The 13,369-nt window shown below is 61.9% G+C and carries 11 protein-coding genes; 6 read left to right on the top strand and 5 right to left on the bottom strand.

What is annotated here, in order from left to right; all coding sequences use genetic code 11:
• Positions 1-318: 318 nt before the first annotated feature.
• Together NCT04_RS02615 and NCT04_RS02610 are read right to left on the bottom strand one after the other, a co-directional pair.
• The gene (locus NCT04_RS02615; RefSeq protein ID WP_250463248.1) at positions 319-606 is read right to left on the bottom strand and encodes a hypothetical protein; all 288 of its coding nucleotides are present in this window, start codon (positions 604-606) and stop codon (positions 319-321) included.
• Positions 607-770: 164 nt separating this feature from the next.
• A complete protein-coding gene (locus tag NCT04_RS02610) occupies positions 771-2,705 on the bottom strand; it encodes a type IV secretion system DNA-binding domain-containing protein (RefSeq protein WP_250463246.1) in 1,935 nt (644 codons plus the stop codon).
• Positions 2,706-2,748: 43 nt separating this feature from the next.
• Here NCT04_RS02610 and NCT04_RS02605 point away from each other — a divergent pair, with 43 nt between their 5' ends.
• Positions 2,749-3,654 carry a hypothetical protein gene (locus tag NCT04_RS02605; RefSeq protein WP_250463244.1) on the top strand — a complete coding sequence of 302 codons (906 nt, stop codon included), beginning with the start codon at positions 2,749-2,751 and terminating at the stop codon, positions 3,652-3,654.
• Positions 3,655-3,753: 99 nt separating this feature from the next.
• Here NCT04_RS02605 and NCT04_RS02600 read toward each other — a convergent pair whose 3' ends face one another.
• Positions 3,754-4,164 (bottom strand): hypothetical protein, encoded by a 411-nt coding sequence (locus NCT04_RS02600; RefSeq protein WP_250463242.1) that lies wholly within the window; start codon positions 4,162-4,164, stop codon positions 3,754-3,756.
• Between the two features lie 676 nt (positions 4,165-4,840).
• On the opposite strand from NCT04_RS02600, the gene NCT04_RS02595 reads away from it, so the two are divergent.
• The 3 genes from NCT04_RS02595 (at position 4,841) to NCT04_RS02585 (ending at position 10,065) form a co-directional block, all read left to right on the top strand.
• Positions 4,841-6,022 carry a site-specific integrase gene (locus NCT04_RS02595; protein WP_250463239.1) on the top strand — a complete coding sequence of 394 codons (1,182 nt, stop codon included), beginning with the start codon at positions 4,841-4,843 and terminating at the stop codon, positions 6,020-6,022.
• Positions 6,023-6,133: 111 nt separating this feature from the next.
• The gene (gene mobF, locus NCT04_RS02590; RefSeq protein ID WP_250463236.1) at positions 6,134-9,187 is read left to right on the top strand and encodes a MobF family relaxase; all 3,054 of its coding nucleotides are present in this window, start codon (positions 6,134-6,136) and stop codon (positions 9,185-9,187) included.
• A 113-nt stretch (positions 9,188-9,300) separates the two neighbouring features.
• Entirely contained in the window at positions 9,301-10,065 is a 765-nt protein-coding gene (locus NCT04_RS02585; protein ID WP_250463233.1) for a hypothetical protein, read from the top strand.
• A 124-nt stretch (positions 10,066-10,189) separates the two neighbouring features.
• On the opposite strand, the gene NCT04_RS02580 is transcribed toward NCT04_RS02585, so the two are convergent.
• Positions 10,190-10,651 (bottom strand): hypothetical protein, encoded by a 462-nt coding sequence (locus tag NCT04_RS02580; RefSeq protein ID WP_250463230.1) that lies wholly within the window; start codon positions 10,649-10,651, stop codon positions 10,190-10,192.
• Positions 10,652-10,923: 272 nt separating this feature from the next.
• Here NCT04_RS02580 and NCT04_RS02575 point away from each other — a divergent pair, with 272 nt between their 5' ends.
• Both NCT04_RS02575 and NCT04_RS02570 read left to right on the top strand, forming a co-directional pair.
• The gene (locus NCT04_RS02575) at positions 10,924-11,304 is read left to right on the top strand and encodes a hypothetical protein (protein WP_250463227.1); all 381 of its coding nucleotides are present in this window, start codon (positions 10,924-10,926) and stop codon (positions 11,302-11,304) included.
• A gap of 183 nt (positions 11,305-11,487) precedes the next feature.
• Positions 11,488-11,976 (top strand): response regulator, encoded by a 489-nt coding sequence (locus NCT04_RS02570; protein ID WP_244827107.1) that lies wholly within the window; start codon positions 11,488-11,490, stop codon positions 11,974-11,976.
• 49 nt (positions 11,977-12,025) lie between these two features.
• On the opposite strand, the gene NCT04_RS02565 is transcribed toward NCT04_RS02570, so the two are convergent.
• Positions 12,026-13,183, bottom strand: coding sequence for a sensor histidine kinase (locus NCT04_RS02565; protein ID WP_250463224.1), 1,158 nt, complete (start codon positions 13,181-13,183; stop codon positions 12,026-12,028).
• Positions 13,184-13,369: the final 186 nt, after the last annotated feature.

Here is a 13,369-nt window from a genome sequence, read left to right as displayed (position 1 = left end):
CGCGAAAAACACGGCGGCCGCCAGACTCGATAAAGATCACCCCCCCCCCGCGGGGGAAAAAACCCCCCCCCCCCCCCCCCCGCCCCCCCCCGCCCCCCCCCGGGGCCCCCCCCCCCCCCCCCCCGTGACTCTGCCCAGGGAATGGTGGCGCCCGCCACGTCGCAATCGGCAGGCAGCCGCTGAACTCTAAAGGAGCGGCCATTGCGATTTGCATTGCCAGCTTGCTGTTCGCGCTTTGCAGGACAAGGCGATGGCTCTCTTGCTTGCTTGTCGAACGTTTTCAAACCGACAGAGTTGAATAGGCGCCTCGACAAAGCGTCAGAGCAAGCGTCGAAGCAGGCTTAGGACGTCCCGCGCGACGCAGCGCGAAAAATCTAGGACGTCTTGGAACGCCAGATCAAGTCTTTGTTGGCGCATCATGCGCTTGATGCGCCTGCCTTGGCGCTTGCGCTCTCCGGCGGTTCGCGTCCAGTAGCCAAAATCCTCTCCCGGCAGCGGATACGGATCGTCGTTTTCGCCGCGGCGAAGACGACGGGCGATGGACGAAGCGATGATCCTTGCGCCGCGCGCCGCTCGGCGGACGCACTCTGCCAACGTCTGCGCCATCCAACATCGCAAGCCTCGCCGTCCTTCTCGGCTGCGACCAATAATCCCCGTCCGGCCCTGTCGTCCGTTTCTCATCCGCCCTCCGTTTGTTTGTCGTCTCCTCTTAAGTCTTGCGGGCAGCAACGCAAAACCGGACGCAGCGCTCGGAATTTAAATTGAAGCTCTCAATGCTCATCCGAGAGAAGATCGGACAGGCTCGCCTGCGCGGGCCGTGCAGGCGATGGCCGAAAGTGGCCCGACACGCTTGGCGGTTTCGCCGGGCCAGCCGCCATTGGCCCAGCGCTTGGACGAGGCGTTGCGTCGCGCGGCAAAGCGTTCGCCGCTGGCGATCCCGTCGCGACGCCGCTGCGTTCCGCCGCAAGGCGTGTCGGCTTCAGCCATTGCGCGCAGACATGCGCGGGCCGCACATCGCGCATGGGAAAGATCGGCCAAACGATCTCGTGGGCGTCGCCGTGGGTGAACAGACAAAGCGTGACTCCCGTTCCATCTGGCGTTTTCCCCAAACGCGAGCTGAGCTCTGATGGCTTGTAGAGATCGATGTCGTCCCGACTAAACGACAGCGTCTGCGACTCCGGTTGGCCGGCTCGCGCGCTCGTCGACGCGGAGATGTTGGCTCGCTCGACTTCGCGCGATCCCAGCGCCTTGCACAGCTTGTCGGCGGTCTCCCCCGGCATGGTGTTGCCCACAACCAAGGTTCCGCACATGGCGACCAACGCTCTGAGCATTTTGTCGCCATAGATCTCTTCGAGTTGAGCGAAGTCTTGGCAGGCCACAACGCAACGCACGCCGCGCGATCGTCCAACTTCAAACAACGAGCGAACAGGCAACTTGCCGGCTTGCCCAAACTCGTCCGCGATGAACCACACCTTGCGGTCCGGGTCGTCCTCACTCTCGATGCTGTTGATCGTCGCCGAGAAAACTCCGAGGACGCCCTGCGCGAAGCTCTTGGTGGTGTCCGCGTAGGCTCCATGCCCTTGCAAAATGATCTGCGGGTATCGCGCTTTCCCTTGCGCCCAATCGACAAAGCCGACGCGACGGTCTTTTGGCGTTTCTCCCCAAGCGGCCGCCAGGTCAAATATCGGCGAGCAAAACGACGCCAAATTGATCAGGATGCCTGTGGTTGTGACGCTGGCGCGCTCCACCGCGCGCGCGGCTTCTGGGTGATGCGCCCGCATCAGGGCCAGCAATTCCGGCTGCGGCAGCGCGACCGCCTCCGCCAAATCGGGCCAGCCCCAATCCTCGCCCCTGGTCGCTTGCAGATGCGCGATCACCCCCACAAGAAGCTGGCGCGCCGCGTTCGACCACATGGGGTCGGCGCTGTCTTGAATCATTGACATCGCGAAGCGCCGGGCGTCGAGCAAGTTTCTTAGATCGGCCGCGATGTCCCACGCGAGGCTTCTCTCGTCCCACGGCGCGAGAATCGCCGGACTTTCGAACGCGGCGGTGAACTCGCCTTTCGGATCAAAACAAATCATTTGCTCGCCCGCTTCGACGATCTTTGTGATCAAAGGGCGCAGCACCGTCGATTTTCCGGCGCCGCTTCCGCCCACCATCAGGCAGTGCCGCGTCCATTGATCGGCGGGATATGGCACACCGGGAGCGATGTCGTAGTCGGGCCGAGCCCGACACTGCGCGGCGAATCGCTTGCGCAGCCTTTTGACCGCCTCGTCACCCTCAAGCCTCTCCCCGCCCCGCATGGGACGCAAGCGGTCTCGCGGGGTCAAATAAGGTTTGGCGAGAAGAACAGCGGGAGCGCAAGCTGCAAAGGCCGCGATAGCCCCGCGAACGATCAGCCCGATTCGCTCGCCCTCGGACAGCGCTCCACGCGAATGGGAGTAAGCGCTCGCGCCGTGCTTGAACAAGCTTGGCGCAAGCCAATGCGCAGCAAGCTCGGCGCAGCCGGCTGCGTGCGACGCCAGCGAAGCGCTTGGGTCGGCCAGTCCAAGCAACGGCCGCCATCCCGCCCAAAGCGCCACCGAGCCCGCCGCGGAGCCAAGAATCGCGCTGGCCGACAACCAGCCGCGCCAATCCGCGAGCTTGACGGAAGGGGCCGCGCCCGCGCCCGATGCGCCGCTTTTCCAACTCTTTTTCCAGCCCATTCTCGCTCTCCCCAAATTTCTTTTAGCGATTCAGGGCGACGAAATGGATGTCTGGTCTGACAAAAGGGAATTTGTGCCGTTCATCGGGTTGCAGTGCCGCTGGCGTCGTGAGCGGCTTTGCATCGCAGCAAAAATAAATGAGAAAGCGCCGCCGACGCTTCTCAACAACAACATCGGCAACAACGTGCGAGGACACACAATGAACAATCAAATCAAAAGAGCCCAACGCATCTTCTCCGCTTTCCAAGCTTTGAGCCCCGACGAGCGCAAGTCCCTTTCAAGGGCGGCAGAACGCTTCATCATCGGCACCTCGTTCAGCGAGGCCGACGATCTGTTGCACGAGGCGCTGGCCAGATCGGTCGACGGCCGAAGAAACTTCCCGAGCCAAATCGAATTCGGGCCCTACATGAACATGACAATGCGGAGCATCGCCCACGCGGATCGTTGCCTGCGCGCGCACATTCTCGTCAAATCGATTGATGGAGAAGGCGAAGAGACGCGCGCCACGGTTGTCATTTTCGAGGAGTTGGCGCCTTCAGCCGAGGACGAGGCCGAATCTTTGGAGGCCTTGGAAAACATGGTCGAGATCATTGACTCGGTTCACGACTCGCTGGGCGATGACCGCGCCGCCCGCGCGGCTTTCGACGGCATGTTGCTTGAAGAATCGCCGCTTGAAACGCGACAAGCGCACTGCCTCGACGCCAAAGCTTACGACTCAGCCCGCAAAAGGGTTGATCGGCGCTTGCGGGCTTTGCGAGACGCGCTGTTCGAGCGCTCGCATGGCCGAGAACGGCCCAGAGTCCGCCACGAGCCGATTGAACGCGCTGACAACGCCACGTGCTCGCCCGCTCGCGCGGCGTCGAGGGCAAGCGTTGGCCGCCCTCGGAAAACGGCGGCCAAGACCCCGGCACCGTCGGCAAAGCAATCGGGTTCAAACACTGAGTTCTGATCGAATGAAAATATAGGCGCGGGTTTTGAGTCGTGCCCGGACCTGCGCAAGACGCGGAAAACCAAAGGGTTTTCGCGTCTTTTCGCATTGTTATCCGATTTAGGCTCTCGATGGCTTCGCGGCCTCGGCCGCTTGCCTTTTCACAGCCAGCAGGGCCATGGCCTGCTCAATGATCGCTTGGCGCCGAGCCTTTTTTTCCGCTGGCAGCTGGGCCGGTGCCTCTCGAGCACATTGCGGCGCCTTCGACGGTCCGCGTTCGATCGCTTCAAGCGCAGCAGCGCATTGGCAAGCGGCAGCGCGCGCCGGCCTTTCGCTGGCCCGGCAATACCATTCGGCGAGGTCCTCAAGCTTGACCACCGGAGCGGCGCCCAGCATGCGATGCGGAAGGAAGAACGAGCCAGAGCGCATCGCCGAGTAGATGGTCGTAGATCCTATGCCCAATATGCGCGACAAAGCGCCGACTCTGACGAAGGCAGAGCGGACGCCGAATCGCGTGGCGAACAGGTCCATCGCCGACTCCATAGACGAAGCCGTCAACGGCGGGCTCACTTCGTGCCTTTCGAGGTCGCGCTCAGCATGTTCGCTCAATGTTCTTTCCATGCTGCGCGCTCCAATCCGAGTTCTCCCTCTTTGTTTTGCGGGGAGAACAGCGGAATCGGACGCAATGCGCCTCGTCGGCGCTTAAAAACAAACTCGACGCGACAGCAGGAACCGTCCGATTCGACCGTCGAGAAAACATTTCAAAGCGCTCGCTGGTGAGCCCGAAACTCGCGTTTCTGAGACGGTGGATTTTGAGCCATCTCCGTCTAAGCGGCCGCAATGATAGACCGTCTGTCGGCCAAGCTCTCGGTGCAACGCTGCACCGACTGGCGGCGCGAATCGCTCGATTTCCGCATTAAAAGAAGACGCAAGGTTCCAACGCTTTCGTTTTTCCATCGAACAGCGACAATTCAGCTTTCAAAAACGCGTTTTTATAGCCGATAAGCGGCCCGAAGAGGCCATTTAAACCCTGACCACCTCCCGCTAACCCTTGCGTCGCGTGGATTTGTGCGAGATGACATTTTTGCCCGACAGGCTCGTTGCACCAAAGTATGAGGTTGGTGCACCGAGGCCAAATTCGAGGCGTCCGAATGCCGCCCGTCGACAGCAAAAATAGACGGGGACATGTCAACTCACACAGGAGACCATGATGGCCAGCATCAAACCGATTTCAAGCAAGGGCGGAATTAAATGGAAAGTCTTGATTCGCAGAAAGGGCGAGCCCCATATCGGCAAGACCTTTGACACTCGCGAGGAAGCAGAGGCTTTCGCCTTTGTCACAGAGAACAAGGTGCTCGCTGTGACGATGCCAAAACACTGGAACGCCCCGGCGCGAAATACTGAGCCGCCTCCTGAGATCGCCGCGCCCGCGCCCGACGCGGACGCGAATCCGCGCGCAATTCCGCCCGTGGCTCCGATGTCAGGCGCGGCTCCGACGCTCGCGCCGGTCTGCCCGAATTTGGACGTCGAGATGCTTGGCGATGTCGTCGCCAAGTTCATGGAGCGGGCGCGAGCCAAACAAAAATACTCGTCTTCGGCGCCCACCGTCATCAGAGAGGTCGGCGAAATCACTGTTGGCGAGATCAACAATGATTGGATTGCCGCCTACATCCTAAAATTGCGCTCCAAGAAGAGCCGCATCCACAAGCAATTTGCTTACGGCACCATCAAAAAGCATATGACGCTGATGAAGAAAGCCATCGAATGGCGCGCGGCGGCGCTTCGAGTTTTCTGCCCGCCCTTCCCGTTCACCATTTCAGACGATTTCCCGCGGGACTATGAACAGGCGCGCAATCGACGTTTGAGCGTGGCAGAAGAACAGAGACTCGCCGCGAGGCTCAGCCGTATCCAAGGGCGAAGCCGCGACCATTGGGTCCTGTTGGTGGAGTTCGCACGCCACACTTGCGCTCGCCTGCAAGAGTTGCTCTTGGCTGAGTGGACGGAGTTCACGCCCAATGGCGACGGTTGGATCATTCCCCGGAACCACACCAAAGCTTTTGACGAGCGAAGCGTTCCTTTCGGTGCGGCAGCGAGAGAAATTTTCGAAAAACTCTTGAGCCTCAAGAACCCCGATGACCCGCGCGTCTTTCACACATTGGGAACCCCGAAGGCTGTTTCGGCAAACTTTGTGAGATATGTGAAGGAAGCCGGCATCTCTAATTTCCGGTTCCACGATTTGCGCCATGAAGCGGTGACGCGTCTGGCGCTTCTCAACCCGGCCGACTCGACAAGCGTCATGAAAGTTTCAGGGCACAAGTATTCCGAAATCTTCGACCGATACGTCAACCCGACCATGAAAGAGCTTTCTGCGCGTTTGACTCTTCCATGATTCGTCGCCGCTTTTTCCGAACCATTCGATAAAGCGGCCCATTGATGATGGCCGCTTGCCACAGTCGCGCTTCGGCAAAAGACTTTTGGATTTCCTGAGTTGGGGGCGCCTGTGCTTTCAATCACAAAGATCAACTCCGCGAAAAGCCAAGCAAAGAGCAGGGCAGGCGCCGCCGGCTATCTTTTTTACCTTGGCGCGCCGTCAACGCGCCAACGCGGCGATTTTGACGACTACGCGCGCGGCAAATCCGCCGAAATGGGGCCCGCGCCTTTCTGGGTGGGCCGCGGTGCGACGTTCCTCGGGGTCGGCGGAGAGGCCGAACCGGAGCATGTGGACCGCCTGTCTCGCGGCTTCCATCCGATCACGGGAAACGCTTTGGTGAAAGGCGCGGGCGACTCGCATGTCATGGGGCTGGACCTGACCTTTTCCGCGCCGAAAGATTTCTCCGCCGTCTTCGCCGCCGCCGACTCGCAGACGCGAGACGCTTTGCTTCAATGCCTTCACGGCGCCACGCGCGCCGCCTTGGAATATGCCGAGAAAGTGTCAGTCACGCGGCACGGGAAAGGCGGAAGAGACAAGCAATTGGCGGACGCTGCGGTCGGCGTTTGCTACACGCATTTCTCTAGTCGCTCCGGTGACCCTCAACTGCATTGCCACGCGTTCGTCTTCAACGCCGGGAAGCGAGCGGGGTCAAACGAATGGAGCGCATTGGAGCAAAGCCCTCAGTTTGAACGAAAAATGGCGACGGGCGCGCTCTTCCGCGTCGAGCTCGCTTGCCGGCTTGCGGCACTTGGGTTCGCCGTTGAGCCGGACGGCCCATACTTTAAACTCCGCGGGGTCAGCGACGCTCAGCGCGCGGCGCTGTCGACGCGAAGCCGAGAGATCAATGAGCATGTCAGCCGAGCCGGCGGGGCTGGCTCGGTCAGCGCGGCGCGGGACGTAGCGGCGCTCAACACCCGCGCGGCGAAGCGTGAGCCTCCTCTGCCCGAGTTGCTCGAAAAATTCTCTCGGATGACGGCGGCGCTAGGCCTCACGCCGTCGCGCGTCGACGCCATGCGAATGGCGGTTGCCGATTATGAAAGAAATCAATCCTTTGCCGACGGCGCGGGCGCCGAGCTTGGCTTGGACGAACCCGCCGCAGCGCCGTTTTCGATCGACCATCAGGAATTGTTGGCAAGCTTGACGCTCTCGCAGTCCTGCGCGACTCCGCAAGAAGCCCTCGCCGCGATATGCGAAAGGGCGATGGGGCGATGGTCGGCCACGGAGTGCCTTTCTGAATTGAACCGTTTCTTGGCCTCTGAGCATGTCGTGCCGCTCGGGCGAACCGAACTTTTGACGCCTGTCTTCACTTCCCGCGCAACGATTCAATTGGAGGGCAACATCACAGCGCGCGTGCGAGAGGGCCGAGCCGATCTTCGCCATCGAATCGATGCGAGCCTTGTCTCGGATCAGTTCAACGCGCTTGAAACCGACCTTGCGCGAACGCTCGGCGTGCCTGTCGCCCTCGATGAACAGCGAGCGGCGGCTCTGCATATCGCCACGCAAACCGGCGACCACGCGTTCGTGGAAGGTTGGGCCGGCGCAGGAAAGACGACGCTGTTGCGAGCGTTGTCCGCCGCCTACGCGACCGCAGGTTTCTCTGTCCTCGGCTGTTGCCAGTCGGCCGCCGCCGCCCAAAATCTTGCGCGCGAATGCGGCATCGACTCGCGGACCATCGCCAGCTTGTTGCTTTCGCTGCGAAACAATCCGGGAATGTTGTCGGCGAAGTCCATTCTTGTTTTGGACGAAGCCGGAATGGTCGGCTCGCGCGAGTTCGGGTTGCTGCAAGACGCGGCGCTCGCGGCGGGCGCAAAACTCGTCGCCGTCGGAGACCCAAAACAACTGCAACCGATCGAGGCCGGCGGCATCTTCCGCGCGCTCGTGCGCGAGCACGGCGCAGCGGATCTGTCGGAGATTCGGCGGCAACGCACAGATTTCGCCCCAATGTTGGATTGGCTTCACGCGCAGCTTGGGCGCAAAAACGCAGTCATTCGCAACCAACTGAGCGCTCTTCGATCACTTCCGGACGAAGCGAAGATGCAAGCGATCGCGCATTTCTGCGAGCGGGATGCAAAGCTGCGGCAGGGATTTTCAGCGTGGCGCGCTCGCTTTGACCATGAATGGCTTAGAAGCGCGGTTGAACTCTTTGCGCGCGGGCAAGCGCTCCCCGCTCTGCGCATGCTCGACGCCCACGGGCGACTGCTGCTGTCTGACGGCTTGGAGTCGGCCATGTCGTCCGTGGTCGAGCGCTGGGCGACCGACAAGACGGAGTTGCGGGCGAAAACCATGATCGCCGCCACCCGCGCCAATGTCGCCGAGCTGAATCGAAGAGCGCGAGCGGCGCTGGTGTCGAAAGGTGTGGTTCGCGACGCGGCCGGATTAGACATCGCTATAACGCGCCGAGACGGTTGCATGGAGACCAAGCGATTCGCGCCAGGCGATCGCATCGTGTTCACCCAAAACGATCGCGAGCTCGGCGTCGCGAACGGCGCGACGGCCACGATCTGTCGCATCCATTCCGCAATCTCTGGGAGCGTCCTGATCGCCGAGCTGGACGACGCCAACCCGCGCGGAGAAAAGACGATTGCTGTTCCAGCGTCGTTCGGTCGATTCGACCTCGCGTTTTGCCTCACAAACAATAAGGCGCAAGGCAGAACTTTTGACAGCGTCGTCGCGCTTGCTGAGCCATCGGCAGACCGGGAGTGGACATACGTCGCAGCCAGTCGGTCGCGCTTCGCGACAACGTTCATTGTCGATCAGTCGGCAATCGCGCCGGTCGATCCAGAGGCGCACCAGTCCGAAGCGTTGGCCGCGCCGACGCGCGAACAATTGATCGAAGCGCTCGCCCGGCGCATGTCGCGCAGTCGTTCAAAAGGGTCCACGCTCGACTACCTCCTCTCCCCCGACGCATCGCCTTTCCGTGCAACAGAAACAGACAGGCGTCTCGCGGCGAACGACCCAGCGCCTTCGCGCGCGGTGGGTAAAGCAGCGAAACGCGACCCCTGCTCCCAGTTGTCTCGCGATAGTTTGGCGCCTTCGGCCAGGTCACGCGGCGCCCTTCGACGAATCTTCCAATCCCGTGCCCGCCGGCTTGAAGGAGATATGGAAGCGCAACAACGGAGATGACTTTTCGGCTCCCGGTGACACGGCGCAACGCAACTTATTGCCGCGACCCGTCCCGAGCAAAATTCGAATCCGCAACGAGGGCGCAAGATAAAACGAAGAGGGAACAAATGGCCATGGCCCAAAATGACAACGACCTCCGATGGGATCGCGCTCAGATCAGCGTCTGGCTGGCTGGCGTTCGCAAGGCCCGGCTTCGACAGGTCGCCGCGCAAATGGCCCCCGGAGCGGGTCCAAAAGAAGCAATCGACAAAGCGATTGAACTGGCAAGCTCGCCACTCTTCGTCCCTCGTATTGGCGAGTTCGCAACCTCCGACGCCGGCCAAGAGCTTGTTCGCCTAGAAGAGAAGCTCGTCGGGTCGTTGAAATTGACCGAGAGCGAGATCGCTCGCCGCGTCGAGCGACTGGACGGGTCGCTCGCCCTTATCGCCGCGCAAGTTGGAAAAATGCGCGCCGTGATCGAAGCCGCGGTCGACGCTGGCGATGACGAGGCGGCGCTCGACACCGTCGGCGAATTGACCCTGCCTATTACCGAATGGCTGGCGCAGGAAGCGGCTCGACTAAACATTTCCATCAGCCGAGCAGCCATCGTTCGGGCGACTTGGAAAGCAAAATCGCGGGCGAGCGACGGCCTCGTGTCGATGGTTTTCTCATGTGAATTGACGGCGGTCGACAACGTCAAAATTGATCGTAGACATCGCCTCGAGTCCGCTGCTCGCTTCGATTCGGTCCCTGACTCGAACCCGTTTTCGCGGCTTGACGCGGAAAAGACGCTTGGCTTCGTTTGCAAAAGCGCGCAATCAAGCAGCTGGATTGTTGACGCTCATCCAATCGACGACGCGGGAAATGTCGGCGCGGTTCTTGGTTCAATGCGGCTTTGAGTTCCCGATGTTTTGCCCAGTTTCGCGATTTTGCGAACCATCTAAAAACCACCTAAAAAAGGTGCGTCGGGTGTATAGCAATAAAAGAGACAAAAAAGAACGACGAGTCAAGCAAACCGACGACTCACATTAGAGCGGCCGCTGCGCGAGCTTCGAGCAAACTTGCGATCGTCTCCCGATTGTTCCTCGCCGCCGCCTGCGCGAGCTGGCGCAATGCCCCGAGCGATTCCGCGTGATTTCGCAAGAGCCTCGCCGCCTCCGCCGCGCCGGACCGCTGGCCGCTCGCGTCCGCGTCTTGGACGACCGACTCAAGTTTTCCGCCGCCCGCGCGCACTCGCGAAGGGCTGCGGACGCTGATTGAAACCGCGGCAAAACGAGGCGTTTGACCGCCTCTTCCAACTTCCTCGCGCTGCGCGCTGGGCGAAGAGCGCTCCTTGGCCACTCGAAGCGCAGCGAGCGCTTCGTTCCGCAGATTCTCAATTTTCAGCTCCGCCGCGCGAAGGTCGCGCGCGGAATGCTCCGCGAATGCGCGGGCGTCGCGAAGCTCGGCGAGCAGCGCCGGCAGATCAAAGTTCGACTCGTTCATGTTCGTTGAATGGGTTTCGATGGCTCGGGCATGGAGGAAGCGCGCGCATTCATTAAGTGGGTCGGCAAGCGCGGCGGCTTCTTTAATCGGCGCGACTCGACTCGCGCGTCTTTGCGCTCCCCTTGCGCGTTTGAGCGTTGGCTCTAGTCGCCGACTCGGGTGCGAAAACACACTTTCTCGCGGGCGCGTTTCGCGAGAGCATTAAGAGCGCGCCGCGGGGATTTTTTGGCGCCAGAAATTTCACCGACCAATTAAAAAGAAAAGAGAGAACCATGTGCTCCACTGCTTTTTGGCGCGCCGCAGCCCGCCTGCTTCGGCGCGCTCGTCCTTTGAGCCAAGAACACGCGGCCGAACAGGCGCCGGGAATGGAGTCTCGGCCTCAGGCTGGCGGCGTCTCCGACCAAGCGGCTTCGTCGATCGAATACCGCGAAGCCCGCCACGGCTTTTTGATTCGCGTCTCGCCCAACAAGGCCGGCTCGTTCTCTCTTCTTGTCGAAGGCGGCCGCGCCAGCGAAGCGGCGGGCCTTGAAAACCGGCTAGCCGCCGCGGGCTGCTCCGGCGCGCAAAAGTTTCAAACCTTCGGCGCGGCGATCGAGGCGGTGGAGGCGGCCAAGGGCGTGATCGACGAAATTGTCGCGAGCCGCGACGCCTAACCCTTACCCTGCGCAAGCCTTTCGCCAACGGAACTCGCGGCTCTCCTATGCGTCGCGGGCCCTGCGTCGCGCAAACGTTTTCTGTGGCGCGCCCGACAAAATCGGGACACAATGCGGCCCAGTTGTTGCGATCTGAGCCCATCTTGCCGAGCGATTCCCGAGCGGCCCGAAAGAGGAATCGCCATGGACGCGCAGGTGAAAGTGATCGGCCGCTTTGAAAGGTGGTCAAGCGAAACTCGCCCCGCGATCGACAGGCGTCGCGTGCTGGTGGTCGACGATTATGAAGACATCGCCGAAAGCCTCGTGGCCGTCTTGGAGCTCAAATGTTTCGAGGCGCGCAGCGCGTTCAACGGAGAGCAAGCGCTGCGGCTCTTCGAGTCGTGGCGGCCCCACGTCGTCATCTTGGACATCTCCCTGCCCGACGTGCACGGAATTGAAATCGGCCGGCGCATGCGCTCGCTTCTTCGCCATGACGCGGCTCTGATCGCCCACACAGCCTTGGACGCGTCGGAAATTCGCGCGGAAGCGATTTCCGTCGGCTTCGACGCCTTCGCCGGCAAGCCGATCTCGCCGCCCGAGCTGGTCGCCATCATTGATCTCGTTTGTCCCGACGCCCGAGAATGGGCCAAGGCGCGCCGAGGGTGGAAGCAAGCCGCTGTGGCCGGAAAATAACCGTGGCGCTCCACTCGGAGTCCGCGCGGCTGGGCGAGACGCGAAACGCTTAGGCTCGCGAGACGGGCATCGAGAACACGAAAATCGTGGACCCGTCTTTTGAGTCCACGCGGATGGAGCCGCCATGCCGAGTCGCGATGTGTTCGACGATGAACAGCCCGAGCCCCAAGCCGTCTGGGCGCTTCGCGCCTTTGGGCCGCCAGAACGGCTCGAAAATTCGCTCGCGCGTCTCCTGGTCCAACTCTGCGCCCTCGTTCGCGACGCGAATTTCAAGCTCCGATTCGCTTGTTTCGGCGACGATCGAAACAGGGCGATCTCTGGCGCCGTGCGTCAGAGCGTTGTCCAGCAAATTGCCGAGAAGCTGCTGCAATCGCGTCGGGTCGCAGTCAATTGCGCGAGCAATGCGGATTTGGCTGTCGATCTGTTGGCCGGGACGCGCCTCCCTGACTTCTTCGACGACCTGCGAAAGCCGCTCGGCGAGATCCGGGCAGCTTTGCCAGCGCATCGTGATTCCGCCGCCGAGCCGAGCCCGCGCCAAATCCAGCACGCCGTCGATTAGCGAAGCCATGCGCGCGACAGCGGCCAAGAGAATTTTCGCGATCCGGGGCAAGTTCGCGCGCTCGGGCGCGATCGAGAGAGTCTCGCCCAAGGCGCGCACGGTGGACAACGGAGTGCGCAGATCATGCGCGAGGACGGCGACAAAGCGCTCCCGCTGCTCGGCGGCGGCCGCCTCGTTGCCCAACCTCGCCTCCGCTTCCGCGCTGCGCCGCGATTGCGCGATCAAAAGAGCCGCGAGCTCCGCGAAGACTCCCGCCGCGTCGCGAAGCCCGGCGTCGGCGACCGAATCTGCGCGAGAGGCCACAAGGCACAGGTTGCCGAAAAAGCTTCCGTCGCGCAGCGTGATGGGCTGGCGTAGCCGAAGCGCGCCGTTTTCCGGCGGCGGCGGGTCGATCGCAGGCTCGCCGAGCTCGCGCATCCACGCGTTCTCGGGCTGCTCCAAGCTCTGCCCGGCGGCGAAAGAAGATTCTTGGCGGCCCCGAGCGGCGATTGCGCGCCAGGGCCCGCTTGCGGGCGAAGCGACGACGGCCGCGAGCGCCTGCGGCATCCGGCGGAAGATGGCGTCGACAAGCTGCGCGAGCGCGTCCGTCTCCGCTTCAAAAGCGGGGTCCTTGGGCGGCCCTTCGCCCGGCGCGTTCTTGTTTTTCATTGGAAGATTCGCGAGATTGCGCGTGGGGCTGGGCCTTGGCTGGCTCGCCGCTTGCGTTCAGCCGCGATGCTACCGCGACTTTGGTCGGCGCGAAAGCTGTCCAAGAGAACCGGCGCGACGTCGACTTTTTGTCGCGACGTCGCCGCCAGCCCAAAACGCATTGCGGCTCGCGCCGATAGCCGCAAA

It is taken from the genome of Caballeronia sp. GAFFF2 (genome assembly GCF_023631485.1).
Taxonomy (GTDB): domain Bacteria; phylum Pseudomonadota; class Gammaproteobacteria; order Burkholderiales; family Burkholderiaceae; genus Caballeronia.
This window is presented reverse-complemented; position numbering and strand designations above follow the sequence as displayed.